We start from the raw sequence: 24,821 nt of genomic DNA, 5'->3' as shown, positions 1-24,821 counted from the left end.
TCTGCGGGCCGGGGGGATCTTGGTGCGGCTGGATCAATCGTCGTCCGACATCGCCCGCCAGATCAGTGCGCCAATCGCGCCGCCGATCAAAGGTGCCACCCAGAACAGCCACAGCTGCGCCAGTGCCGGACCATCGGCAAACAACGCCACGCCGGTTGACCGGGCAGGGTTCACCGAGGTGTTGGTCACCGGAATCGAGATCAGGTGGATCAGCGTCAGCCCCAATCCAATCGCAATCGGGGCGAACCCGGCGGGCGCTCCGCTGGAGGTCGCGCCGAGAATGATCACGATGAAGAACGCGGTCATGACGATTTCGATGATCAATGCGGACATCATCGAATAGCCTTCGGGTGACGCCTCGCCATACCCGTTCGACGCGAACCCTCCAACGCCCTCAAAACCCGGCGCTCCGCTGACGATCAGATACAGCACGGCTGCCGCCGCGATCGCGCCGATCACCTGAGCGATCCAATAGGGGATCAGATCCTTGGCATCGAACCGCCCGCCGATCATCAGCCCAAGGCTGACCGCCGGGTTGAAATGCCCGCCAGAGATATGGCCGACCGCATAGGCCATGGTCAGCACGGTCAGGCCGAAAGCGAACGAAACGCCCAGCCAGCCGATACCCACATCGGCCACACCTGCAGCCAGCACCGCGCTGCCGCAGCCGCCGAGTACCAGCCAGAATGTACCGAAGAATTCGGCCATGAGTTTTGATGACATGAAAAGCCCTCCAGAAATCAATGACTTTAAGGTTAATTCAAAAAACGCTTTTTGTGAAACTGTGGATTGTGGGGAATTTTCCTTCAAGACACGTCAGATAGGGGGACTGTTAGGGAATATGCTTATTCCGGTGAGCTGGCGATTGAGAACGACACACTCGGCCCAACTTGCGTTTTTCTCCTTTGCGCCCCAATGTCCGGTATCGGTTGTGGGCTTGCGATGTGGCGGGGGTATCAAAGTGAAGTTCAAAAAGCTGTATTCGGATGCTCAAGGCGAAAGCCATTGGAAAGACATCGAAGTCGCACTTGAAGAGCAAAGCTTTGCACCACCTGCGAAAGCAATCGAGATTTCAAAGCCGGAGGCTGTCAAGCAAACCATGTTCTTGAGACTCAAGAAGGGTTGGGATGAGCCAATTCATCCCACGCCCGTCGCTCAAAAGCTCATTTGTCTTTCTGGCTCAGTGCGTGTGACCGCGAGCGACGGGGAATTCAGGGATATTGGTCCGGGTGACGTCTGGCATATGGAAGACAAGCACGGCAAAGGCCACCACACAGTTGTAACAAGCGATGAAGATTTTCTTTCGGTGATCGTGCAGTACGAGTAGCGGCAGCAGCGCAGACCAAGCCCTCCTGATCAACCAAGCGGATTGCGGCACTTGCGCGGTGTAAGGCCGCATCGTCCCGCATTGAGGTCACTGTTAGATTTAGACGAACACCCCTAAAACAAAAAACGCCGCAGGTGATCCTGCGGCGCTGTCAATTTGTCTTCTCGACAGAGGCCTACTGCTTAACTTCCGCCGCCGGGTTGGCGCCGGATTTGCCGCTGCGGCCCGGGTTCAGCGGGTCGTCCTGACGCTGGACAGACCCTTCGAAATGCGCACCGCTTTCGATGGCGATGGTCTTGTGGATGATGTCGCCTTCGACCCGCGCGGTCGAGGTCAGACGTACCTTCAGCCCACGCACGCGGCCCACGATACGGCCGTTGACCACTACGTCATCTGCAGTGACTTCGCCCTTGATGGTGGCAGTCTCGCCGATGGTCAGCAGATGGGCGCGGATGTCTCCTTCGACGGTGCCCTCGACCTGGATATCGCCCGAGGTCTTGATGTTACCGGTGATGTGCAAATCCGAGGACAGCACCGATGCGGGTGGCTTGGGCTTGGGAGGGGTGCTGGCCTTTGTTTCAGCCGGTGCAGGTGTTGCCGGAGTGGCCGGAGCGGCTGGTTTTGCTGCCTCAGTCTCTTTCGATCCGGGTTCGTTGATTTTGCTCTTAGAAAACATTTCTCGCAGCCTTGATGTAAGTCATTGGGTTAACAGGTTTTCCGTTCACACGGACCTCGTAGTGCAGGTGTGTGCCGGTCGACCGTCCGGTGCTACCCATATCAGCAATATGATCCCCGCGCGAGACCCTTTGACCAACCTTTACGCGTACCTTGGTGTTATGAGCGTAAAGTGTCTCAATCCCAAAGGCGTGCTTGATCTTTACCAGCCGTCCGAAACCCGATTGCCAGCCTGCATGAGTGACAACACCATCAGCAGTCGCGAAGATATCGGTGCCCGAGGGGCCGGCGAAATCAGCGCCATTATGCATGCGGCGACCGCCGGTCTTTGGGTCGCGGCGGGTTCCGTAGCCACTGGTATAACGGACAGCGGCGCGCACAGGGCTGGCGAAGGGGGCCTTTTCCGCAGCGATGCGATAGAGGTTCAGCTGGTCCATCTGTTCCAGCAGGATATTGGCGCGGATCTGGTCGGGGCTCAGCTCCTCACCGCGGGTGCTGAAGGATAAAGGGGTCAGCGGACCGCCCATACCGCTATATCCGCGCCGAACTTCGTCGAGGATACGATCTGTTGGCATGCCCGCGCTGCGGAACATCTTGTCGAGAGGTTCGACCGAGATCAGCATCGCCTCTTCCAACTGGCGGAAAATCTCGTCGCTGCGCTCCTGCATCAGGCGGATTTCAAGCTCGAGCTCGTCACGCTGGTCCAACGCGCCTTGCGCATCGGCAGCGATCTGGTCGCGCTGCGCCGCGGTCCGGGCCAGGGCATCGGTCATAAATGCCATCTGTTCCGGGTTTGCCGATGCCATCGCATAAGCCGCGTCCGCATCATTGCTGGGTTGCAGTTCGGCCAGTTTGGTCCGCGCGTCTTCGCGTTGCTTCATAGTGGCACGCAGCGTGGTTTGGATCACCTCGATGCCGGTTTCCAACTCGCGCCGGCGGTTTTCGGATTCCAGCAATTCGGACTGCATGACCGAAATCTGTTCCAGAGCTGCGTTAAACCTGTCATGTGCAGCCAGCGCTTCGGCCGCACGCGCATCGCGCTCTTCCGACAGGATGTTCAGACGTTCTTGATACGTAGCCTGATCGCGCTTGGCCTGTTCCCGGAAATTGCCCGATCCGATGCTGTCCATCAACAGAACTGACGTGGCAATCGCGGTCCAGGCGACCATCACCGACACACCGGCGACTGCAGCGATCTGAGTTTCAGAACTCAGTCGGATGAACCGCGTGTCGTTGTCAGATTTCAGAAAAACACGGCGCTCTGGAAAGTGCCGCTCGAGCAGTGAGTGTAGTTTAATTGCCAGACGTGTCCGCACGCGTCCTACCTCAATTGTCCCCATATCTCGGAGCCGGTCGTGAGTGAGTAGCCGCTCCTTGACGCGATTGCATAAAGCGGTCGAGGCATTCGGGCAAGTTTGTTAACCAATCAAGAGCTATGAACGGAGAATTACCGCACGTGATCGGCGAGAACTTGCCGATAGCGAGCATTTGCGGTCAGTCCGACACAACTCCGGGTGGTGGCAGGTCTTCGGTCAGGGGCCAATAGAAATCTGGCGGCAGTCCGGCCTCGGCCCGTTTCTCTTCGTTAAATGGTGGTTTCAGCGCGCCGTGGAAATAGCGGCGGACGAGGGCGTGGAATACATCCTTGGGGTCGGCATTCTCGCGCCCGCACAAGAAGTGGAACCATTTCGAGCCATAGGCGACGTGACCAACTTCCTCGGCATAAATCACTTCCAGTGCAGCGACTGCGTCGTCAGCCTTGGCCTTGCGGAAAATGTCGATCATTCCGGGGGTCACGTCCAGCCCACGTGCCTCAAGCACCATTGGGACGACGGCAAGACGACCCATAAGATCCTGTGCGGTGTCCTCGGCGGCGCGCCACATGCCTGCATGGGCGGGCAGGGCGCCATAGTGGCTCCCCATCTGTTCGAGGCAGTCGCAGACCATCTCAAAATGGCGCGATTCTTCTTCGGCGCATTTCACCCAATCGTCATAGAAGCCGATGGGCATGGGCACATGGCCAAACCGGGCAATGATATCCCAATGCAGATCCACGGCGTTCAACTCTATATGAGCGACAGCGTGCAACAGTGCGATGCGGCCGGCCTCGGACCCCGCCCTTCGGCGCGGTACATCACGAGGCGACAACAGTTCGGGCTTTTCAGGTCGCGCAGGGTATAGCGGTGGCTTTGCGGTGCCCACTTCGATCTTGGGCGCGTCGCCTTGCCGGGCTGCGAACCAGGCAGCGGCGTATCGTTTGGACAGGGCGGTTTTCTCGCGACCGACTGATGTGGTCAAAACCTCGGTCGCCATTTCGGTCAGTGTTTTTGACACGCTTGCCCCCTTACGCTTCACTCCGCGCGGGTCATACCCTTGATGCCCGCGCGGGTCGAGAGGGCTAGAGCGCGCGTGCGGCCTCCAACACTTCGTCCACATGACCCGGCACTTTCACCTTGCGCCAGACGCGGGCGATTTTTCCATCCGCATCAATCAGAAAGGTCGAGCGTTCGATCCCCATGGATTTGCGTCCGTACATGTTCTTTTCGATCCAGACGCCATAATCTTCGCACACGCTCTGACCCTCATCGGACAAAAGCGGCGTCGTAAGGCCGTGCTTGGCGACAAATTTGTCATGCTTTGCCACGGTATCGCGCGAGATGCCGAAAACGTTAGCACCCGCATCCGCAAAGGCTTGTAGTTGTTCCGAGAAACCGATGGATTCCTTGGTGCAGCCCGGCGTATCATCGCGGGGATAGAAAAACAGAACGACCGCGCGGCCACGCTGTTCCGACAGGGTCACCTCGCCGCCGCCGTCGCGAGGCAGTGTAAAGTCGGGTGCGATGTCTGAGACTTCGGGCATATTCAAACTCCGGCTGAGAAATTAACGGTTGCCGCATATCATAGGGCTCCGTTGACAGGTTGAAAGGCGTGAGACGCAAATTGGTCCAGCAAGAACAGCAGGATGACACGAAGGCGGATAAGAAACCCCGCCGTCGGTCGCGGCGTCGGACCGCAGGGCTGTGGACATTGCGCGGTGTCTTCATCCTTGGATTTCTGGCACTGGTCACCGGCTTTATGGTTGTCGGCCAGCGCATGCACGCGCCGGATTGGTTGCGCGACCGGGTCGAGGCGCGCCTTGATCAGACATTGGGTGGCGTCAAAGTTCGGTTCGGCGATGTCAGTTTCATCATTCATGAAGGCTGGCGTCCGCGATTGCGACTGACCGATGTTCGTATCAGCGATGCGGACGGACGGCAGATTGCCGAAGTGTCCGACCTGCGGGCCAGCCTGTCGATGCGCCCGCTGTTGCGCGGGCATGTGCGCCCGAAGCGGATCATATTGCAAGGCGCGCAGATTGCACTGACACGGGGTGTCGATGGAGCGCTGTCGCTGACGGTCGGTGCCGGAAGTGCGCCGGTCGGTCAGGCCCGGAACCTGGCGCAGCTGATTGAATCATCGGACGAGGTGTTCCAGGCACCTATTTTGTCAGCCCTGACCTCGGTCGAACTGGATGCAATTACGCTGGACTATCAGGACCTGCGGTTGGGCCGGTCCTGGGTGCTGGACGGCGGGCGCATTCAGGCCAACCGCAACGCGGGTGAGGTTCGTCTGGCCACCAATTTCTCGGTGCTGGCCGGTCGCGATTATGTCAGCACGATCGAGGCCAACTACACCAGTTTGCTGGGTAGTCCGGCTGCGCAGTTCGGCATCTCGATCACCGATCTTCCCGCCGAGGATATCGCAGGCCACAGCCCGGCGCTGGCATGGATGCAGGTACTTCGCACACCGATCTCAGGTGCTTTGAGGGGTGGCATTGATACTGAGGGCGCGCTGGGGCCGGTCTTTGCCACGTTGAATCTGGGTGCAGGCGCCGTGCAGCCCACGCCTGAAACAACACCGATCAAATTCGACGCGGCGCGGACGTATTTTACCTACGACCCGAAACAACAGGCGCTGGATTTCAACGAAGTCTCGATCCAGTCTGCCTGGGGTACGGTGCAGGCAGATGGCAAGGCCTTTCTACATGGGGTCGAAGCTGGCGGGTTGGACAGTATGTCGGGGCAGTTCCGCCTCAGCGGGATTGAGATCAACCCGGCCAATCTGTTCCCCGAAGCACTGAATCTGACGCGGGCCGATGTTGATTTCCAGATGAAACTTGCGCCGTTCCGTATACAGCTGGGGCAAATGACGGTTGAAGACGGTGCACATCGCGCACGGCTCAGCGGGTCTCTGGCTGGTTTGACCGACGGCTGGGTCGCAGCCATTGATGCACAGATTGATCGGATGAGCTCTGATCAGCTGTTGAACTACTGGCCCGAACGACTTGCCCCGAAACCGCGCCTTTGGGTCACCGATAACCTCTATCACGGAGAAATGTCCGATCTGGATTTCGCCCTGCGTCTACGGCCCGGCGAAAAGCCGGACATCTATGCGGATTTCGAATTCGACGAGACCGAGATTCGGTTCGCCAAGACGTTGCCAACTATCCAAGACGCGCAGGGGCAGGCCAGCCTGCTCAACCGGCGCTTTACCGTCTCGGCGCAAAAGGGGATTGTGATCGCGGATGAAGGAGGTACCGTTGATGCCTCGGGCACCTCGTTCATCATCCCCGATACCGGCATCAAAAAAACCACCCCGGCCATTGCGCGGATTAAGGCCAGCGGCAGTGTAACCGCAGCCATGTCATTGCTGGACCGGCCGCCGCTGCAACTGTTGACCAAGGCCAATCTGCCGGTGGATCTGGCCGACGGTCAGGTCAGTCTGAGTGGAACGCTTTCCTTGCCGCTGATCAAGGGCCTGAAGCTGGAAGATACCAGGTTCCATTTCGTTGGCGAGTTGTCGAATTTGGACAGCAGCAAGCTGGTACCCGGATTTGAAGTCAGCGCAGACCGATTGGACCTGAGCGGCGACCAGACGCAAGTGGCCATCCAGGGCGAGGGGCTGTTTGGTGTTGTACCGGTTGAAGCGCTTTGGCGGCAGCCGATCGGAGGCGAAACCCCGCAGCAAAGCGAACTGACAGGTCAAATCGAATTCTCCCCGCGTCTGATGGAACAAATCAATGCCGGACTGCCGCGCGGCATGTTGACCGGAGAGGGGATCGCCGATTTCAGCCTGAGTCTTGGTGCGGGTGAGCCCCCGCGCTTGTCCGCACAATCCGATCTGGTTGGTGTCGCGCTGGCGATCCCTGAGCTTGGATGGCGCAAATCAGCCAGCACTGGCGGCTCTCTGACTGCCGAGGCCACGCTGGGCGCTCAGCTAAGTGTCGATTCCCTTCGGATCAACGCTGCTGGTCTACGGACAACTGCAGCGATCTCGTTCCGGGATGGCGGGTTCGAAAGGGTACGGTTCAGCACGTTCGAACTGGGCGACTGGCTTGCAGTTCCGGCGGAATTGATTGGGCGTGGTGCCGCGCTGCCAGATATCCGTGTGTTGGGCGGCGTGCTTGATCTGGGAAAATCCACCATCGGTGAGGGAGGTAGCAGCGGTGGTGCTGCCGGGCCCGGGCCAAAGCTGGATGTGAAGCTGGACCGACTACAAGTCACTGAATCCGTTGCGTTGACCGGGTTGACTGGCTCGTTTCAAACCACTGGCGGACTGACCGGCAGCTTTGCGTCGCAAGTCAATGGCGGTGCAGCGATCCGCGGTCAGGTCACCCCGCGCGCGTCCCGATCTGCGGTTGGTCTAACCTCGGACGATGCAGGGGCAGTTCTGCGATCAGCGGGGGTTCTGACGCAGGCACGCGGTGGAACAATGCAATTGCAGCTGGATCCGATCGCAGAGCCTGGAAACTATGACGTCGACCTGAAAATCAAAAATACGCGGATCACGGACGCCCCGGCCATGGCAGCGATATTGAACGCGATCAGTCTGGTGGGGTTGCTGGATGAAATGGCGGGGCAAGGTATTTTCTTCGCAGCCATCGACAGCAAAATGCGTATCACTCCGACCGAGGTGAAAGTGCTGAGCGGTAGTGCCGTGGGGCCATCAATGGGGCTGTCCTTTGATGGTACGGTCGACACTGTAGCCGGGATGCTGAACCTGCGCGGCGCGATTTCACCGATCTATCTGGTCAATGCAATTGGCAGCGTTCTGACCAAAAAGGGGGAAGGTATCTTTGCCTTCAACTACACTTTGTCCGGACCGCTGTCCGACCCGCAAGTTTCGGTCAATCCTCTGTCTGGTCTCGCACCTCTGTTTCTGCGCAACCTGTTGCGCGAGCCTGCGCCAACGGTCTCGGATGGCCCGAATGCCACACCGGATCGATCTGGCGAACCCAATCCCGCCTTCCAGACACGTGGTGAGGATCGCTGATCTGAGCTGTGGCCGAATCTGTCGGGCCGATGTATGGCGCGGCCATGAAACTCAGCGACTTTGACTTCCACCTGCCCGAACACCTGATTGCCACGCGTCCCGCCAGCCCGCGCTCGTCCGCGCGACTGCTGCTTGCGCAGGGTGATGCTGTTCAGGACCGGCACGTGTTCGATCTGCCGGACATATTGCAGCCCGGGGACCGTCTGGTGCTGAACGACACCCGCGTCATTCCCGCTCGCCTCAGCGGTCGCCGCCACCGTGACAGCGCGCAAGGGCCGGTATCTGCCGCGATTGAGGCAACGTTGCTGGACCCGCAATCTGATGGTTGTTGGGCCGCGCTGATCAAGCCGCTTAAGAAGATCAAACCGGGCGAAGAGATCGTATTCTCAGACGATCTGAGCGCAACCCTGGACCGAGTTGCCGATGGCCAAGCCTATCTGCGCTTCAACCTGACCGGAGAGGATTTCGATCAAGCGTTGGAGCAGGCCGGCGCGATGCCGTTGCCTCCCTACATCGCAGCGAAACGTGCAGCGGATGAACAGGACAAGACCGACTACCAAACTGTGTGGGCGCGAAACTCCGGAGCCGTAGCGGCCCCAACCGCGTCCTTGCATTTTGATGATGCGCTTTTGCAGGCGCTATCGGAGCGCGGTGCCGAGTTCACGCATGTCACACTGCATGTGGGGGCAGGCACATTTCTGCCGGTCAAAGTGGAAGACGTGACCACCCACAAGATGCACGCCGAATGGGGACGGGTCAGCACGCAGGCCGCTGCCGAGATTGCGGCGACCAAAGAAGCGGGCGGGCGCGTTATCCCGGTGGGCACAACTGCCCTTCGACTGATCGAAAGCGCAGCACGACGCGGCCGGATCGCGCCGTGGGAGGGCGAGACCGATATCTTCATATACCCAGGTTTTGAATTTCACGTCACTGATGCGCTGATGACCAACTTCCACCTGCCGAAATCCACATTGCTGATGCTGGTTTCGGCGTTGATTGGGCAGGATCGGGTCAAGTCGGTCTATGACCACGCTATCGCAGAAGAATATCGCTTTTTCTCATACGGCGACGCGTCTCTGCTGATACCATAGTCGTATCTTGGCCATCTGCGCCCTTACAATGTCGTAGACAAGCGCGACGTGCTTCGTCATTGACGGCAAAGCGGACAAAACACACCGGCAATTTTGGATAGGCAGAATGCTTCAGGTTCTTTCCAGCGCTTGGGCGCTTCTTCTGGGAATGGGGTTGCTGATGGTCGGCAACGGCCTGCAGGGCACGTTGCTGGGGGTGCGTGGGGAGATCGAGGGATTCTCGACCTTAGAGATGTCCTTTGTGATGTCGGCCTATTTCCTTGGGTTCCTTGGCGGCTCGCGTCTGGCACCTGAAATGATCCGCCGCGTGGGGCACGTGCGCGTGTTTGCGGCGCTGGCCTCGTTCATCTCGGCTGTCATGATCATGTATCCGATGCTGACCGATCCAATTGCATGGTCGATTGGCCGCGTGATTATCGGGTTCTGTTTTTCGGGCGTGTATGTGACCGCGGAAAGCTGGCTGAACAATGCCGCAAACAACGAGAACCGAGGGCAGGCGCTGTCGCTTTATATGATGGTGCAGATGACAGGAGTGGTGAGTGCCCAGGCCTTGTTGCTGGTCGGCGACCCGGCAGGATATGAGACCTTTGTCATCGCTTCTATACTGGTTTCGATCTCATTTGCGCCTATTCTGCTGTCCATTTCTCCGACCCCGGCGTTCGATACCACCAAACCAATGACATTGCGCCAGCTGATGGAAACATCGCCGCTGGGCTGCGTCGGCATGTTCTTGCTTGGCGGGATATTTTCAGCGCAATTCGGGATGAGCGCCGTTTATGGCGCTCAGGTTGGATTGAGTCTGGTCGAGATTTCGACCTTCGTAGCGGTGTTTTATATCGGCGCCGTAGTCCTGCAATATCCGTTGGGCTGGATGTCCGACAGAATGGACCGCCGTCTGCTGATCATGCTGGTGGCCGCTGTTGGTGGGGTAGGCGCCGTGATAGGCATGATACTGGGCGTCACTTTCACCATGCTTCTCGTAGCTGCCTTTATCATCGGCGGCATGACAAGCCCGCTCTATTCTCTGTTGATCGCGTATACCAATGACTACTTGGAGTATGACGATATGTCGGCGGCTTCGGGCGGTCTGGTTTTTATTAACGGCTTGGGCGCAATCGCAGGTCCAATTATCACCGGTTGGCTAATGGGGGCTGGCGTGCTCGGCCCACAAGGCTTTTTCCTGTTCATCGCGGCGCTGATGTTCATCATGGCCGCCTATGCGGCCTATCGTATGACCCAGCGCGTTTACAAACCCGTGGATGAAACCGGATCGATTGCCCCGATCTACCCGACATCTTCGCCCGTTGCCCTGGAAGTTGCGCAAGAGGTCGCCATTGAAGCAGCCCAGGACGAGCAGGATACGCAAGAACCCGCCTGAGCGCCGGAAATGTGACTTTTGTGTTGCAATATGTTACTGTCACAAATCTGTAAAAGTGATTTTAATGACGTTACGTCCTGGGGAGGGCAATTACGGAGTCTAGGGCAATGGTAGGTCCTGAAGAAGTATTGAGTTTTTGGTTAGATGAGGTTGGCCCCGAGGGGTGGTACCTGCAGGATGAAGCGCTGGATGCGCGGATCCGGGATAAATTTCTTTCAACATGGGAAGCCGCGTGTGAGGGTAAATTCTCGCTTTGGCTGACCTATCCCAGCGGTTCGCTGGCCTATATTATTCTTATGGATCAGTTGCCTCGCAACATGTTCCGGGGAAGCAAACAGGCCTTTGCATCGGATCGGGCGGCACTGGCTGCAGCGAAATGCGCGGTCGACAAAGGCTGGGATCTTAAGATCGACGAACCGGCGCGGCAGTTCTTTTATTTGCCGATGATGCATTCGGAAAATCTGTGCGATCAGGAGCGCTGTGTGCGCCTTATGATCGAACGGATGCCGGAAGGCGGCGAGAGCAATCTGCTTCATGCGCGCGCTCATCGTGAGGTGATCCGCAAGTTCGGTCGTTTCCCGTATCGAAACGATGCGCTGGAACGCGCGACTACTGAACACGAAGCCGCATATGTCAGTAATGGCGGATATGGTTCGACTGTGCGCGAGTTGCAGGCCGCGACCTAGGTCGCGGGCTCACAGCCTTTTAGGATCAGAAGGCGGTCGGTAACAGTGTCGGCGGATGTCGTAATGGCATAGTCGATCAAGTCTTCTGGTTTTTCGACCAGGCCCGCCAATCGGGTCTGAGTGTCTTCCAGCTTCCCCTCCAGATCACCCAAACGTCGCAATGCCGCATTCAGCTGTTGGCGCGTGACCGCATCGAGTTGCGTGCCCCGACTGCTAAGGGTTGCAAGATCGCTGCGCAACGCGGCCAGTTCCCCACGAATTCCCTGCGCCTGATCTCGTAGCGGCGCCACGACCTGCAGGTTCTCAGCAAACCCGACCCGGATCTGATCGACAGACTGCGCAAGTTTCCACCCCAGAAACAGGCATAAAGCCAACAATATCAATGTCGCGTTCAAAAGAGCGAGCAGTAAATCTTTGAGCGTTTTAGCCATGATACGCCTTTCGAAAATCGGGAAGGTCAAAAACTGGTAGTGCATATTCGTCAGTTCTAGCCTTTGCGGTAACGTGGGTATAGGCTGAATTCAGCCCCAAATACCTGATTTGACCCCGCGTCACATATGTCGCGGGCTCTGATGTTGATGCGTTGTAAAAAATAGTTTAACGGTAAACTAGTTTTTGAACTGACCTGTGCCGAGAGGGAAACATGGCTGCACAATCTTATGATCTGATCGTAATCGGGGCTGGCCCCGGTGGCTATGTAGCCGCTATTCGCGCGGCGCAACTGGGCCTGAAGACCGCTGTTGTCGAGCGCGAGCATCTGGGTGGTATCTGCCTGAACTGGGGTTGTATCCCGACAAAGGCACTACTGCGGTCATCGGAAGTGTTTCACCTGATGGAGCGTGCCAAGGATTTTGGCTTGAAAGCCGACAAGGTCGGCTACGATCTGGATGCGGTTGTGAAGCGCTCGCGCGGTGTTGCCGCGCAGTTGTCCGGCGGTATAGGTCATCTGCTGAAAAAGAACAAAATCGCTGTTGTCATGGGCGAGGCATCGATCCCCGCCAAGGGCAAGGTCAGCGTCAAAACAGACAAAGGCACGGAAGACCTAACCGCGAAGAATATCGTTCTGGCCACCGGTGCCCGGGCGCGCGAACTGCCGGGCCTTGAAGCGGATGGCGATCTGGTCTGGACGTACAAACACGCGCTGCAACCGCCGCGGATGCCCAAGAAACTGCTGGTCATCGGCTCGGGTGCGATCGGGATCGAATTCGCCAGCTTCTATAACACGTTGGGCGCGGACACGACCGTGGTCGAGGTGATGGATCGAGTGCTGCCTGTAGAAGATGCCGAGATCAGTGCATTTGCCAAGAAAGCTTTCACCAAGCAGGGCATGACCATCATGGAAAAGGCGATGGTTAAACAATTGGACCGCGCCAAGGGCAAGGTGACTGCGCATATCGAGGTGAAAGGCAAGGTTGAGAAACACGATTTTGACACGGTGATCTCGGCCGTGGGCATCGTCGGCAATGTGGAAAACCTCGGGCTTGAAGCCTTGGGTGTGAAGATCGACCGCACGCACGTGGTCACCGATGAATACTGCCGCACTGGGGTAGACGGGCTTTACGCAATAGGTGATATCGCCGGGGCGCCCTGGCTGGCACACAAAGCCAGCCACGAAGGCGTGATGGTAGCTGAGCTGATCGCGGGCAAACACGCACATCCGGTCAAGCCTGAAAGCATCGCGGGCTGCACTTATTGCCAGCCTCAGGTCGCTTCGGTTGGGTATAGCGAAGCCAAGGCCAAAGAGCTGGGCTATGAGATCAAGGTCGGACGCTTCCCGTTCATCGGCAACGGCAAGGCCATCGCGCTTGGTGAGCCCGAGGGACTGATCAAGACCGTCTTCGATGCCAAGACTGGGGAACTGCTAGGTGCACACATGATCGGTGCCGAAGTCACAGAGCTTATTCAGGGCTATGTGGTCGGTCGCCAGTTGGAAACCACTGAAGAAGACCTGATGAACACCGTCTTCCCGCATCCGACGCTGTCTGAAATGATGCATGAAAGCGTGCTGGATGCCTATGGACGCGTGATCCACATGTAAGGACAGGGGGCTCTGCCCCCGCCGCGGCAAGCCGCGACTCCCCCGAGATATTTATAGCCAGATGAAGCAGGGGATCCGTACTTCATCTGGCCGAAAATACATCGGAGCGCGAGGCAGAGCCTCGCAAAGGATCCTCATTTATTTATTGCTTCCAATATACGGGCCCACGAGCGGATGCCTTTGTGGAAGCTTTTGACGTCGTATTTCTCGTTCGGCGAGTGGATGGCATCATCGTCATTGGCATACCCAACCAGCATCGAATCCAGCCCCAACACTGTATTGAAATATCCAACCACCGGGATTGATCCGCCCATCCCGGTGAAAACGGCCTCGCGATTCCACTCGTCCGAAAGTGCTCTGCGGGCCGCTTCGAATTCTGGGCGGCTAAGGTTCATCACCGAAGCAGGAGAGCCTTCGAGATCACTGTCCCAGACCACTTTTGCATCCGTAGACAGGCGCTCTTCGACATGTTTGCGGATCCTTTTGCGGAGCGCGTCCGGGTCCATGTCGCCGACCAGGCGGCAGGTGATCTTGCAATGTGCCTCGGACGGGATAACGGTTTTGGAGCCCGCGCCGTTGTAACCTCCCCAAAGGCCATTCACTTCGAGCGTGGGTCGCGCCCATTGTTGTTCCAGCGTGGAATAGCCTGTTTCACCGTGCGGCTCGGTATAGCCAACCGAATTCAGGTATTCCGTTTCATCGAACCCGCAATTCTCCCATTGGCGCAACTGCTCGGCCGGGACTTCGTGTACGCCTTCGTAAAAACCTTCGACTGCGACGCGGCCGGTTTCTTCATCATAGAAGGATGCGACGATGCGCGACAGTTCCCGCAGCGGGTTCAGACCCGGCCCGCCATAGTGGCCCGAATGCAGGTCGATGCGGGGACCGATGATTGTGAATTCATCCTTGAGCATGCCGCGCAATTGCGACGCTATCGAAGGCACCCCCCGCGACACCATCGAAGTATCACAGACCAACGCGAGATCCGCCTGAAGCTCGGATTTGTTTGCTTTGAGAAATGGCACGAGCGAGGGCGACCCGGATTCTTCCTCACCTTCGAAGAAAAACGTGATGCGGCAGGGCAGGGTGCCATGCACTGCTTTCCAGGCGCGGCAGGCCTCGACGAAGGTCATCAGTTGGCCTTTGTCGTCAGAAGCGCCGCGCCCGCGTATCACCTGTCCGTGTGGAGTGTCTTCCAAAGCCGGATCGAAAGGATCGCGTGTCCACAGCTCCAGCGGATCGACAGGTTGCACATCATAGTGCCCATAGAACAGAACATGCGGCCCACCGCTGTCCTCACCGACATGGCCAACGACCATGGGATGTCCCGGAGTTTCGCGCTTTTTGGCTGCAATACCGATACTTTTCAGATCCGCCACCAGCCAATCGGCAGCCTGGTCGACTTGGTCCTTGAAGGCCGGGTCAGTCGAGATGGAGGGAATGCGCAGAAACTCCATCAGGCGGTCGATGGAGGTGGTCAGATCGGTATCGATCCGGCTCAGTACAGCGTCAAGCGACATAGGGGTCTCCTGGGAAGGTCTTGAAATTGGACAGAGCCTATCAGCATGGGCGGTACCGTCCAGCAGGTTTCTGTGCTGGATCTGGGGGAAAGGCCTGCGGCGTTTCCTCGCGTCTTGTGGTCGTAACTTTGCTTGTCGGTTTAGGCGTTTGGCGTTATTTGATGCAAATCAAAGTTGGGTTCGGCTGTTCGGCTGTAGGCCAGTTGGACAGATGAACGCGACGCCATACTTCCAGCCCGGCTTGTGAAGTGGCGAAAAAAGTCGCCCGGGGCTATAATAACCGGGCATCCAAGGAGGGTCCGTTGGACTATACTGCTCAGCTCGATACAGCGATTGCCAGGCTGCATGACGAAGGACGTTATCGGACCTTTATCGATATTGAACGTCGGAACGGTCATTTTCCGCATGCGGTACGGACTTGTCCCGATGGTTCGCAGCAGAACATCACCGTGTGGTGTGGCAATGATTATTTGGGCATGGGTCAGAATCCTGTTGTTTTGGAGGCCATGCACGAGGCGGTGGAGGCCGCAGGCGCAGGCTCGGGCGGGACGCGCAACATTTCAGGCACGACAGTCTATCACAAACGGCTGGAAGCTGAATTGGCGGACTTGCACGGCAAAGAAGCCGCACTGCTATTCACCAGTGCCTATATCGCCAATGACGCGACACTCAGCACTCTGCCAAAATTGTTCCCCGGCCTGATTATATATTCCGATGCACTGAACCATGCGTCGATGATCGAAGGCGTGCGCCGCAACGGGGGGGCCAAACGCATTTTCCGCCACAATGACGTGGCGCATCTGCGTGAGTTGCTGGAGGCCGATGACCCTGCAGCCCCCAAGCTGATCGCGTTTGAGTCGGTCTATTCGATGGATGGCGATTTCGGACCCATTGAAGAGATTTGCGATCTGGCCGATGAATTCGGTGCTTTGACCTATATTGATGAGGTTCACGCGGTTGGCATGTACGGCCCCCGCGGCGGGGGCGTAACCGAGCGTGATCGGTTGGCGCATCGCATTGACATCATCAACGGAACGCTGGCCAAAGCCTACGGTGTCATGGGTGGTTATATCGCCGCCAGCGCTAAGATGTGCGATGCCATCCGGTCCTATGCGCCGGGCTTCATCTTCACTACCTCGCTGCCACCTGCGGTTGCGGCAGGGGCGGCAGCCTCGGTGGCCTATCTCAAGCGCGCGCCTGAACTGCGCGAGCAGCACCAGACCCAGGCCAGCATTCTTAAGCTGAGGCTGAAAGGGCTTGGCATGCCTCTGATTGATCACGGCAGCCACATTGTGCCGGTGATCGTTGGCAACCCAGTCCACACCAAGAAGTTGAGCGATATGCTGCTGGATGACTATGGTATCTATGTGCAGCCAATCAATTTCCCGACCGTTCCGCGCGGCACCGAACGTCTGCGGTTTACGCCATCTCCGGTGCATGGACCCGACGAAATGAACCGTCTGGTGCAGGCGATGGACGAACTTTGGTCACATTGTGCGCTAAATCGCGCCGAACTTGCTGGATAACCTCACGCTAAAGTGTGCAACGAGTTTGCTGCGTGTTAAGCTTACGCTAACAAAAGAAGCGGACGAATCGTTATAGGGGCGATTCGACGTTTGCGCGTAACACGCGACAGGCAAAGATGGGGCAGCAGGAATGATTGGGCGCAGATCACAGCGCGATTCCGAAGAAGACATGGACGTCAGACCCAAGGGTTTTGATGACTATGAGGTACGGCTTGGCGATGTCATGCGCGGCGAACGTGCAACGATGGGCAAGTCGCTTCTGGATGTGCAGCGTGAACTGCGAATCAAAGCCAACTACATCGCCGCCATCGAAAATGCAGATCCCGATGCCTTTGACACACCCGGCTTCATCGCCGGGTATGTGCGTTCATATGCCCGTTATCTGGGCATGAACCCCGATGAGACTTTTGCGACCTTCTGTCAGGAAAGCGGTTTCGAGGTTGCGCATGGCATGTCGGCCGAGGCGTCGGTGGTCAAAAAGGCGCAGGGTGGTCTGCCTTCACGCGGGCCGATGGGGCGTGATCCGTTTGTCTCGCCCAGTACGCCTTATATTCCGGGCCGCGAATCCGTAGTCAGCCAGATTGAACCGCGTGCTATTGGATCGACGCTGGTGCTGTTGGCCGTCATTGGCGGCATCGGTTATGGGGGCTGGTCGGTTTTGAACCGCATTCAGCAGGTGCAGGTCAGCCCGGTTGAGCAGGCCCCCGTCGTGCTTACAGACCTTGACCCGCTGGATGCCGCACAGGCCCGGCCCGAGGCAACGGAACTGGCCAGCGCAGAGGTGCCAAGCTCTGAAGCGCTGGATCGTCTGTATCGTCCGCAGGCACTTGATGTGCCGGTGCTGGTGGCGCGCGATGCGCCGATTTCCACCCTTGATCCGCGCAATGTCGGAACGTTCCGCGCGCCTGAACCTCCGCAAATCAAAGTGACCGAAGTTCATACGGTTGAACGCCCGGCCTTGCCTCAAGTGGTTGAAAAGCTGGATACGACGCTGAAGATCGTGGCCGTGAACCCTGCTTGGATGCGTGTCACTGCAGCCGATGGCAGCGTGATTTTCGAAGGAACTCTGGGCACCGTTGAGCAGGGCAGCACGTTTGAAGTGCCGCTCACCGAGGAACCCCCGCAACTGCGAGCAGGAGCCGCGGGGTCGGTCTATTTCTCCATGAATGGCGAACACTTTGGTCCTGTGGGCGCGCCGGGTACGGTGGCCAAAGGTGTTGTTCTGTCAAAGGATGCCGTTGCAGAAACCTTCGCAGTTGCCGATCTTGAGGCCGATCAGAACAGCGCACTCAAGCAACTGGTGGCCGAGTTGCAGACCGAGGCGGCAGAAGCGCCCGCCGAGTGATCTTGGCATTGCTCCCCAAGGGATGGCGAACTATCTAAGGGTCAATTCAGGCTGATCCGGATCGATCCTCATGTCGCTCAATCACGTGCGCCCCTGGCGCAATATCTATCGCCGTAAATCCCGCCAGATCATGGTTGGCAATGTGCCCGTCGGAGGTGACGCACCGATTGCCGTGCAGACCATGACCAACACGCTGACCACCGATGTGGCTGCGACCGTGGCACAGGTGCAGGCGGCGGCCGAGGCGGGGGCGGATATCGTGCGGGTCTCGGTCCCGGATGAGGCCTCGTCAAAAGCGCTGAAAGAGATCGTGCGCGAAAGCCCTGTTCCTATCGTGGCTGATATTCATTTCCACTACCGTCGCGGAATCGAATCCGCCGAGGCCGGTGCGGCCTGTCTACGGATCAATCCGGGCAATATCGGCGATGAAAAACGGGTGAAAGAGGTCATCAAAGCCGCGCGAGACCACAATTGCTCGATCCGGATCGGGGTGAACGCAGGGAGCCTGGAAAAGCACCTGCTTGAGAAATACGGCGAGCCGTGCCCCGAAGCGATGGTCGAGAGCGGGTTGGAGCATATCCGTATTCTCGAAGACAACGACTTTCACAATTTCAAGATCAGTGTGAAGGCCAGCGACGTATTCCTGTCAGCGGCGGCTTATCAGGGCATTGCCGAGGCGACGGATGCGCCCATCCATCTGGGCATCACCGAGGCCGGAGGGTTGGTCAGCGGCACCATCAAATCGGCCATCGGTCTGGGCAATCTGCTGTGGATGGGCATTGGCGACACGATCCGCGTCAGCCTGTCTGCTGATCCGGTGGAAGAGGTCAAGGTCGGCTATGAGATCCTGAAATCTCTGGGCCTGCGCCATCGCGGCGTGAACATCATCTCATGCCCCTCCTGCGCGCGACAGGGTTTTGACGTAATCAAAACGGTTGAGGCGTTGGAGCATCGCTTGGAACACATCAAGACACCCATGAGCCTGTCGATCATCGGCTGTGTCGTGAACGGTCCGGGTGAGGCGCTGATGACCGATGTCGGTTTCACCGGTGGCGGGGCAGGCTCGGGCATGGTCTATCTGGCAGGCAAAGCCAGCCACAAGATGTCAAACGACCAGATGATTGATCACATCGTTGAAGAGGTCGAAAAGAAGGCAGCAGAGCTGGATGCGGCAGCTGAAGCTGCTGAGTAACAAGGCCTAAGCAACAGGCATTTGCTGTGTTGCGCAGTGAATGCCGCCGCCCAGCTCGCCCAATACGTCGACATTCAATGCAATGATCTCGCGGCCGGGGTAGTGACGAGCTAATGCCTTCTGTGCAATCTCATCGGTTTCGCGGTCTCCGAACTGGGCCATCACGATGCCACCATTACAAACATAGTAATTCGCATAAGACGCCACGAATTCGGGATCGTTAACTCGGCGCCTATTGGGTTCAGGGATCACCTCAACCTGCAATCCTTCGGCGACGAGACGGTCATGAGTATCAAGGGCCGCGACATGAAACGGATCATCCATATCCGGCTCGTCTGGCAGGTTGATCAAAACGCGCCCAGGGCCGGTGAAGCGCGCCAGACTGTCGATGTGGTAATCGGTGATATCCTCGCCCCAGACCCCATCAGACCAGACCATGCGGTCAGCCCCATAGGCTGCCAGTAATCGGGATTCAATTTCGTTGCGTGACAGGTCTGGATTGCGGTTCTCATTCACCCACGAGCTTTCATGGGCCATGATCAACCCATGCCCGTCTTGTTCTACACCACCGGCCTCGCCCCTCAAGCCGGACGGAAGCAGGGGTAGGCCGAGGTGATCGGCAACCTTACTGGCGATTTGCGCATCGTGTTTGTGCACCTGTTTCCGGCCCCAGCCATTGAACTGGATACGAGTGACCGCAATCCCGCCTCGATTGTCGATCACGAAGATTGGACCTGCGTCGCGGCACCACAAATCTTCGGTTGGAACATCCCAGAGCTCGACTGATGAGGAAAGTTTTTGACGTGCATCCACATGGTGCTTTCTCGCCGCAAGCATCGTCACGGGTTCAAAGGCGGAAATGGCGTTCGCGATTTCCGCGATGGTTTGTTGCACCATATCCAGAAAGATCTGGTCACGGTAAACTTTGCGGCTGACCGGCCATTGCATAAATGTGCGTTCGTGGGGCGCTTCTTCCGCCGGTACAAAGAAGTTTGAGGTGCGCTGAGCGAGGGCTTGCTTAGACAGGCCCATAAAACTCAGCGCACCTCCAGTGAGTAAGAGGTTCCGTCGATCCATGCTGGAAACCCACAGTGATGACTTAACCCTGTTCTGCCCGAACACCATTTGCGATCTGGAGCATTTGGTCTGCGGGCAGGTACCCGCGCATCATTTCGGTGCCCAGAACAAAGGACGGTGTGCCTGAAATCCGCAGCTTTTGCGCCAGATCGCGGGTTTTTGCGATTTCTTCGGTGACCTCATCGCTGTTCATTGCCGCGATGATCGCGTCGCTGTCCAGACCCAGCCCATCTGAAATCCGGCGCAGGGTCACCTCGGAGGGCTCGCCGCTGAATTCCAGCAGAGCGTCATGGACCTGCTTATAGGCATCGTCTCCGGCTACCTGTTTTGTTGCGATGGCAAAGCGGGATGACGCGACAGAGGCATCGCCCAGGATCGGCAATTCCTTGATCACAAGACGGATATTGCCGTCCTCGGCCAGCAGGGTGGCCACTTCGGGCACGGCGCGCCGGCAGTAACCGCAACGGTAGTCCATGAACTCGACCAGAGTAATATCGCCGTCCGGATTGCCACCGACCCAGCTGTAACCGTCATTAAAAAGCTCGTCAGCGTTGGCCGCGACGAGCTCCTTGTCAGCCTGAGCCTCGGCAACGGCATTGCGTTCCTCAAGGATGTTGATCGCCTCGAGGATCACTTCGGGGTTTTCCAGAAGGTATTCGCGCACTTGTGCGCCAAACTCGGCCTTCTCGGCGTCGCTCATCGCGTTCAATTCCAGCGCCTGCGCAGGACCAGTGATCAGGGAAAGACCCAATAGGGCCGGTGCAGCATGTCTCAGGATCATTTCCGTTTCCTCTTTTTCTTCTTCTTTGCGCGCTCCGAGGCAATCAACACATCCTGTGCCCTTTGCCAACCCGGAGAGCCTTCGGGGAGCTCTGCAACAGCCCGTTTAGCATGTATGCCCGCATCATCAAGTCGTCCCTGCAGCGCATAGCGTTCTGCAGTCACCGCAGACGCCATTCCGTTGTTGCCCACCTGCGAATAGGCAGAACCCAGATCCCGCATCAGCCGGGCATTGCGATAGTCGCGTGCGCGCGCCTTTTCAAGCACTTGCAGGGCTTTCTTCGTCTTGCCATCCGCCAGCAAAGCACGTCCGTAACCGGCGAGGATCAGGGCATTGTTGGGCGCCATATCAACGGCTGCACCGTAGGCATCCACAGCTTCGGGCACGCGCCGGTTCTCCAATAGAATCTGGCCCTTCAATTCATAAAAAAACGGATCGTCAGGGCGAATCTCCAGCGCACCATCGATTGCTGCGCGGGCACGGGCGAGATCGCGATTTTGATGATGGGCCGATGCCTCGCGCATCAGGCGTATGTCACGATCTTTTTCTTCGCCCGCGCGACGCATGGTCCAGGTCGGGGATCGAAGAAAGGCTGACAACTTACCTTTGATCCGCGCGAACCAGTAATCGGCATTTGCGTTTTGCTCTGCCTTGTCGCCGAATTCGTTCAGAAAGGCCTCGGCGGCGCGCAAACGTTCGCGGCTGGTAGGGTGTGAGCGCATGTAGGGGTCTTGATTGACGGGGTTCAACAGCTCTTGCCCCGCGAACTTACGGTGCAGGTTGACCATCCCGCGCGGAGATACTCCCGCCCAACGCAAATAGCTGGCAGCACTTCGATCCGCCGAGGCTTCTTCGGCCCGCGTATGGCCCAGAAAGCTGCGCAGCGCCGAGGCTTGTGTGCCCGCTGCAATTCCTGCTGCAGCTTCTCCGCCACCTGCGGCTGCGGCTGCAAGCGCTAAAAGCGTCCCAAGCTGCGCGTTACGTTGTGCCGCTCGCAGGTTCTCTGAGCGTCTGGCCAGGTGGCCGTTGGCGATGTGCGCGGCCTCGTGTGCGATCACCGCTTGCAGCATCTCGGGCGTATCGACGCTCAGGATCAAGCCATAGTTGATATAGATCGTGTTGTAATCGATCACGAAGGCATTGAACGTACCATCATTGACGATCAGTACGCGCACCCGGTTGGTGTTCAGGCCAGCGGCCCGCAGGATCGGAAAGGCGAGCTCTTGCAGCCCGTGTTCAATGTCGGGATCGCGGATAAGGCTTTGCGCGCTGGCCTGCATGGCGCTGATCGACCATGTCACTGCCAGCAGCAACACGGCCGGGATTGACGCCAGCCGGGATAAGCGTTCAAAAGCCATGGCTGCAACATGGGAGATGGCCATGAGAAACTCAACCCGTTCCGGGGTCGATCCCTTCATCGTGATGGACGTGATGGAGGCCGCGCGCAAGGCGGAAGAAGCCGGGCGGCATGTCGTTCACATGGAAGTAGGTCAACCGGGGACCGGCGCACCCAAAGGGGCAACCGAAGCATTGGCGAAGGCCATGGAACAAGGGCCGCTTGGGTATACGGTGGCTTTGGGTTTGCCCGCTCTTCGTCAGCGGATCGCGCAGATGTATGGCGAATGGTATGGCGTTGATCTCAATCCAGAACGGGTGGTCATCACACCGGGATCATCGGGCGGGTTTTTGCTCGCCTTTACCGCTTTGTTCGACAGCGGTGATCGGGTGGGGATTGGTGCCCCGGGATATCCCTCTTATCGGCAAATCCTGAAAGCCTTGGGTTTGGTGCCGGTAGACTTGCCGACAGCACCGGAAAACCGGCTACAGCCGGTGCCCGCCGATTTCACGGGGCTTGATTTGCAGGGATTGATGGTTGCCTCGCCTGCCAACCCGACTGGAACAATGCTGGATCACATGGCGATGCAGGCGCTGATCGATGCGGCGCACGGGCAGGGTGCATCGTTCATCAGTGACGAGATTTATCACGGGCTGGAATACGAGGCCAAAGCCGTCACTGCGCTGGAGCTGACGGATGAGTGCTATGTGATCAACTCATTCTCCAAATATTTTTCGATGACCGGCTGGCGCGTTGGCTGGATGGTTGTGCCCGAAGATCAGGTACGGGTGGTTGAGCGGATTGCCCAGAACATGTTCATCTGCGCGCCTCACGCCAGTCAGGTGGCCGCATTGGCAGCTATGGATTGTGACGACGAATTGCAGGCAAATCTGGATGTATACCGCCGCAATCGACTGTTGATGTTGGACGGGTTGCCCAAGGCCGGTTTTACCAGTATCGCACCGCCGGATGGGGCGTTTTATGTTTACGCGGATGTCTCAGACTTGACCGATGACAGCCGGGCATTTGCAGCCGAAATTCTCGACAAAGCCGGGGTTGCCGTGACGCCGGGGCTGGATTTCGATCCGGTGCGCGGGCATACGACGCTGCGATTTTCCTATGCGCGATCGACCGAAGACATTCAGGATGGGCTGGATCGGCTACAACGTTTTATGGCCAAGCGGGGTGCGATCCCGCAATCGGCCTAAAGCGTTCACAAAGGCGGCGTCATGCGATAGGCTCTGCCTCAAACGATCTCGGGATAACTTGAGGCCATGAGCAGGATTTTCTACGCAATCGCCCTGATTTGGGCGCTGACTGGTGCTGCTGTCGCGCAGGACTTCAGCGCGCTTGCACGCGTCCTTCCGGACCAGAGCGGAATCGTCGATGATGGCAATACCGGCGTAAGGGTCGAACTTGGGCTGACTCAAGGCGTTCCATACCGCGTGTTCACGCTGCGCGATCCATACCGCGTGGTTCTGGATTTCCAAGAGGTCGACTGGTCTGGCCTGAACCGCGAGACCTTCCTGCAAACCAGCCGGATCAGCGGTGTTCAATTCGGCGCATACGTGCCCGGTTGGTCGCGTCTGGTGTTGGAGCTGGGCGCTCCGCTGGCGGTGGAAACAGCTGATCTGCGGGTTGATCAGGCGACGGGCACTGCTCAACTATCGCTGCACCTGAAAGGCACTGATTTTGACAGTTTTGCAGCCAGCGCAGGTGCCCCCCGTCAGCCTGGCTGGGATTTGCCGGAACCCGCAGTGACACCGGCACTGCCGCGGCGCGACGGCGTGCGGGCGGTACGGGTCATGCTGGATCCCGGGCATGGCGGCATTGATCCCGGGGCAGAATTCGCTGATACCAATGAGAAAACACTGATGCTGACCTTCGCGCGAGAGCTGCGAGAGGCGCTGCTGCGTACCGGCGGTTTCGAAGTGGTGATGACGCGTGTTGACGATCAATTCGTCTCGCTCGAACGCCGTATCTCGCTGGCACATCAGGCCGGGGCCGACGTGTTTATCTCACTGCACGCGGATTCGCTTTCCGAAGGGCTGGCGCATGGGTCGGTCGTCTACACTCTTTCAGAGGAAGCTTCAGACGTTGCCAGTCAAAAGCTGGCCGAACGGCATGACCGGAGTGATTTGATCGCAGGCATTGATCTCAGCGGTGCGGACGATCAGGTCGCTGATGTGTTGCTGGATCTGGCTCGGCAAGAGACCGTGCCACGCAGTAGCGCACTGGCGCGCTCGCTGGTGGATGGAATGACGCAGCAGGGAGGCCCGATGAATCGTCGTCCGCTACGTTCTTCGTCGTTTTCGGTGTTGAAGGCAGCAGATATCCCATCGGTTCTGGTTGAGTTGGGTTTTTTGTCCAGCCCGCGCGATTTCAAGAACATCTCTGATCCGAACTGGCGCGCATCCATGGCGCATGGGCTTGTGCAGGGGCTTGAGAACTGGCGTCGGGACGATCTGGTGAAGCGATCTCTGATCGGACAATGACGCAGCGGCGCAAAACAGCCATTGTAGCCTTTCGTGTTTTGA

21 protein-coding genes are annotated in these 24,821 nt (G+C 58.0%); 11 read left to right on the top strand and 10 right to left on the bottom strand.

Features of this window, described 5'->3' with window-relative positions; translation table 11 throughout:
• Window positions 1–33: 33 nt before the first annotated feature.
• Window positions 34–723: an aquaporin Z gene (gene aqpZ / locus ACR0BT_RS04260; protein WP_170403069.1), complete on the bottom strand. Its 690-nt coding sequence runs from the start codon at window positions 721–723 to the stop codon at window positions 34–36.
• On the opposite strand from aqpZ, the gene ACR0BT_RS04255 reads away from it, so the two are divergent.
• The gene (locus tag ACR0BT_RS04255; protein ID WP_480762592.1) at window positions 707–1,327 is read left to right on the top strand and encodes a cupin domain-containing protein; all 621 of its coding nucleotides are present in this window, start codon (window positions 707–709) and stop codon (window positions 1,325–1,327) included. The two genes, aqpZ and ACR0BT_RS04255, sit on opposite strands and share 17 nt — an antisense overlap.
• A 175-nt stretch (window positions 1,328–1,502) precedes the next feature.
• Here the strand turns inward: ACR0BT_RS04255 and ACR0BT_RS04250 are convergent, their stop codons facing one another.
• The 4 genes from ACR0BT_RS04250 to ACR0BT_RS04235 all read right to left on the bottom strand — a co-directional run bounded on the left by ACR0BT_RS04250 (window position 1,503) and on the right by ACR0BT_RS04235 (window position 4,862).
• Window positions 1,503–2,003 (bottom strand): bactofilin family protein, encoded by a 501-nt coding sequence (locus tag ACR0BT_RS04250; protein WP_170396528.1) that lies wholly within the window; start codon window positions 2,001–2,003, stop codon window positions 1,503–1,505.
• A complete protein-coding gene (locus tag ACR0BT_RS04245) occupies window positions 1,993–3,318 on the bottom strand; it encodes a DUF5930 domain-containing protein (RefSeq protein WP_480762591.1) in 1,326 nt (441 codons plus the stop codon). The genes ACR0BT_RS04250 and ACR0BT_RS04245 overlap by 11 nt, the downstream gene beginning before the upstream one ends.
• A 178-nt stretch (window positions 3,319–3,496) precedes the next feature.
• The gene (locus tag ACR0BT_RS04240; RefSeq protein WP_170422471.1) at window positions 3,497–4,315 is read right to left on the bottom strand and encodes a ferritin-like domain-containing protein; all 819 of its coding nucleotides are present in this window, start codon (window positions 4,313–4,315) and stop codon (window positions 3,497–3,499) included.
• Between the two features lie 85 nt (window positions 4,316–4,400).
• Window positions 4,401–4,862, bottom strand: coding sequence for a peroxiredoxin (locus ACR0BT_RS04235; protein ID WP_170512955.1), 462 nt, complete (start codon window positions 4,860–4,862; stop codon window positions 4,401–4,403).
• Window positions 4,863–4,930: 68 nt separating this feature from the next.
• Here ACR0BT_RS04235 and ACR0BT_RS04230 point away from each other — a divergent pair, with 68 nt between their 5' ends.
• From ACR0BT_RS04230 to ACR0BT_RS04215, 4 genes are all read left to right on the top strand, one after another.
• Window positions 4,931–8,314: a YhdP family protein gene (locus tag ACR0BT_RS04230; protein ID WP_480762590.1), complete on the top strand. Its 3,384-nt coding sequence runs from the start codon at window positions 4,931–4,933 to the stop codon at window positions 8,312–8,314.
• A gap of 44 nt (window positions 8,315–8,358) precedes the next feature.
• Complete coding sequence (gene queA, locus ACR0BT_RS04225) at window positions 8,359–9,405, top strand: tRNA preQ1(34) S-adenosylmethionine ribosyltransferase-isomerase QueA (RefSeq protein ID WP_480762690.1); 1,047 nt, start codon at window positions 8,359–8,361, stop codon at window positions 9,403–9,405.
• A 106-nt stretch (window positions 9,406–9,511) separates the two neighbouring features.
• On the top strand, window positions 9,512–10,783 hold the full coding sequence (locus ACR0BT_RS04220) for an MFS transporter (protein WP_170422201.1): 1,272 nt from the start codon (window positions 9,512–9,514) through the stop codon (window positions 10,781–10,783).
• Window positions 10,784–10,890: 107 nt separating this feature from the next.
• Complete coding sequence (locus ACR0BT_RS04215) at window positions 10,891–11,469, top strand: DUF924 family protein (protein WP_170396541.1); 579 nt, start codon at window positions 10,891–10,893, stop codon at window positions 11,467–11,469.
• On the opposite strand, the gene ACR0BT_RS04210 is transcribed toward ACR0BT_RS04215, so the two are convergent.
• Window positions 11,466–11,900 (bottom strand): hypothetical protein, encoded by a 435-nt coding sequence (locus ACR0BT_RS04210; RefSeq protein ID WP_170512961.1) that lies wholly within the window; start codon window positions 11,898–11,900, stop codon window positions 11,466–11,468. The genes ACR0BT_RS04215 and ACR0BT_RS04210 overlap by 4 nt on opposite strands.
• 212 nt (window positions 11,901–12,112) lie before the next feature.
• Between ACR0BT_RS04210 and lpdA the strand changes: the two genes are divergently transcribed.
• On the top strand, window positions 12,113–13,507 hold the full coding sequence (lpdA, locus tag ACR0BT_RS04205; RefSeq protein WP_480762589.1) for a dihydrolipoyl dehydrogenase: 1,395 nt from the start codon (window positions 12,113–12,115) through the stop codon (window positions 13,505–13,507).
• A gap of 134 nt (window positions 13,508–13,641) precedes the next feature.
• Here lpdA and ACR0BT_RS04200 read toward each other — a convergent pair whose 3' ends face one another.
• Window positions 13,642–15,027: a dipeptidase gene (locus tag ACR0BT_RS04200; protein WP_480762588.1), complete on the bottom strand. Its 1,386-nt coding sequence runs from the start codon at window positions 15,025–15,027 to the stop codon at window positions 13,642–13,644.
• 302 nt (window positions 15,028–15,329) lie between these two features.
• Here ACR0BT_RS04200 and hemA point away from each other — a divergent pair, with 302 nt between their 5' ends.
• The 3 genes from hemA (at window position 15,330) to ispG (ending at window position 19,090) form a co-directional block, all read left to right on the top strand.
• The gene (hemA, locus tag ACR0BT_RS04195; protein WP_170403046.1) at window positions 15,330–16,553 is read left to right on the top strand and encodes a 5-aminolevulinate synthase; all 1,224 of its coding nucleotides are present in this window, start codon (window positions 15,330–15,332) and stop codon (window positions 16,551–16,553) included.
• Between the two features lie 130 nt (window positions 16,554–16,683).
• On the top strand, window positions 16,684–17,898 hold the full coding sequence (locus ACR0BT_RS04190; RefSeq protein WP_170608901.1) for a helix-turn-helix domain-containing protein: 1,215 nt from the start codon (window positions 16,684–16,686) through the stop codon (window positions 17,896–17,898).
• 70 nt (window positions 17,899–17,968) lie between these two features.
• Window positions 17,969–19,090, top strand: coding sequence for a flavodoxin-dependent (E)-4-hydroxy-3-methylbut-2-enyl-diphosphate synthase (gene ispG, locus ACR0BT_RS04185; protein ID WP_170396552.1), 1,122 nt, complete (start codon window positions 17,969–17,971; stop codon window positions 19,088–19,090).
• A gap of 6 nt (window positions 19,091–19,096) precedes the next feature.
• Here the strand turns inward: ispG and ACR0BT_RS04180 are convergent, their stop codons facing one another.
• The 3 genes from ACR0BT_RS04180 to ACR0BT_RS04170 all read right to left on the bottom strand — a co-directional run bounded on the left by ACR0BT_RS04180 (window position 19,097) and on the right by ACR0BT_RS04170 (window position 22,330).
• Window positions 19,097–20,122, bottom strand: a complete 1,026-nt coding sequence (locus ACR0BT_RS04180; RefSeq protein ID WP_480762587.1) for an agmatine deiminase family protein — start codon at window positions 20,120–20,122, stop codon at window positions 19,097–19,099.
• Window positions 20,123–20,189: 67 nt separating this feature from the next.
• Window positions 20,190–20,948, bottom strand: a complete 759-nt coding sequence (locus tag ACR0BT_RS04175; RefSeq protein ID WP_170396556.1) for a DsbA family protein — start codon at window positions 20,946–20,948, stop codon at window positions 20,190–20,192.
• Window positions 20,945–22,330, bottom strand: a complete 1,386-nt coding sequence (locus ACR0BT_RS04170; protein WP_480762586.1) for a M48 family metalloprotease — start codon at window positions 22,328–22,330, stop codon at window positions 20,945–20,947. The genes ACR0BT_RS04175 and ACR0BT_RS04170 overlap by 4 nt, the downstream gene beginning before the upstream one ends.
• On the opposite strand from ACR0BT_RS04170, the gene ACR0BT_RS04165 reads away from it, so the two are divergent.
• Both ACR0BT_RS04165 and ACR0BT_RS04160 read left to right on the top strand, forming a co-directional pair.
• Complete coding sequence (locus ACR0BT_RS04165) at window positions 22,329–23,492, top strand: pyridoxal phosphate-dependent aminotransferase (protein WP_480762585.1); 1,164 nt, start codon at window positions 22,329–22,331, stop codon at window positions 23,490–23,492. The genes ACR0BT_RS04170 and ACR0BT_RS04165 overlap by 2 nt on opposite strands.
• Before the next feature lie 66 nt (window positions 23,493–23,558).
• Window positions 23,559–24,779: an N-acetylmuramoyl-L-alanine amidase gene (locus tag ACR0BT_RS04160; RefSeq protein ID WP_170512067.1), complete on the top strand. Its 1,221-nt coding sequence runs from the start codon at window positions 23,559–23,561 to the stop codon at window positions 24,777–24,779.
• Window positions 24,780–24,821: the final 42 nt, after the last annotated feature.

The sequence above is a fragment of the Ruegeria sp. CJ6 genome (assembly GCF_056536665.1).
The sequence above is the reverse complement of the archived record's forward strand: the minus strand, read 5'-3'. Positions and strand labels throughout refer to the sequence as shown.

Coding starts and splice junctions, on each gene's coding strand:
- ACR0BT_RS04255 (WP_480762592.1), top strand. CDS start 707: ATGAGTTTTGATGACATGAAAAGCCCTCCAGAAATCAATGACTTTAAG.
- aqpZ (WP_170403069.1), bottom strand. CDS start 723: ATGTCATCAAAACTCATGGCCGAATTCTTCGGTACATTCTGGCTGGTA.
- ACR0BT_RS04250 (WP_170396528.1), bottom strand. CDS start 2,003: ATGTTTTCTAAGAGCAAAATCAACGAACCCGGATCGAAAGAGACTGAG.
- ACR0BT_RS04240 (WP_170422471.1), bottom strand. CDS start 4,315: ATGGCGACCGAGGTTTTGACCACATCAGTCGGTCGCGAGAAAACCGCC.
- ACR0BT_RS04235 (WP_170512955.1), bottom strand. CDS start 4,862: ATGCCCGAAGTCTCAGACATCGCACCCGACTTTACACTGCCTCGCGAC.
- queA (WP_480762690.1), top strand. CDS start 8,359: ATGAAACTCAGCGACTTTGACTTCCACCTGCCCGAACACCTGATTGCC.
- ACR0BT_RS04220 (WP_170422201.1), top strand. CDS start 9,512: ATGCTTCAGGTTCTTTCCAGCGCTTGGGCGCTTCTTCTGGGAATGGGG.
- ACR0BT_RS04215 (WP_170396541.1), top strand. CDS start 10,891: ATGGTAGGTCCTGAAGAAGTATTGAGTTTTTGGTTAGATGAGGTTGGC.
- ACR0BT_RS04210 (WP_170512961.1), bottom strand. CDS start 11,900: ATGGCTAAAACGCTCAAAGATTTACTGCTCGCTCTTTTGAACGCGACA.
- lpdA (WP_480762589.1), top strand. CDS start 12,113: ATGGCTGCACAATCTTATGATCTGATCGTAATCGGGGCTGGCCCCGGT.
- ACR0BT_RS04200 (WP_480762588.1), bottom strand. CDS start 15,027: ATGTCGCTTGACGCTGTACTGAGCCGGATCGATACCGATCTGACCACC.
- ACR0BT_RS04190 (WP_170608901.1), top strand. CDS start 16,684: ATGATTGGGCGCAGATCACAGCGCGATTCCGAAGAAGACATGGACGTC.
- ispG (WP_170396552.1), top strand. CDS start 17,969: ATGTCGCTCAATCACGTGCGCCCCTGGCGCAATATCTATCGCCGTAAA.
- ACR0BT_RS04180 (WP_480762587.1), bottom strand. CDS start 20,122: ATGGGCCTGTCTAAGCAAGCCCTCGCTCAGCGCACCTCAAACTTCTTT.
- ACR0BT_RS04175 (WP_170396556.1), bottom strand. CDS start 20,948: ATGATCCTGAGACATGCTGCACCGGCCCTATTGGGTCTTTCCCTGATC.
- ACR0BT_RS04165 (WP_480762585.1), top strand. CDS start 22,329: ATGAGAAACTCAACCCGTTCCGGGGTCGATCCCTTCATCGTGATGGAC.
- ACR0BT_RS04170 (WP_480762586.1), bottom strand. CDS start 22,330: ATGGCCATCTCCCATGTTGCAGCCATGGCTTTTGAACGCTTATCCCGG.
- ACR0BT_RS04160 (WP_170512067.1), top strand. CDS start 23,559: ATGAGCAGGATTTTCTACGCAATCGCCCTGATTTGGGCGCTGACTGGT.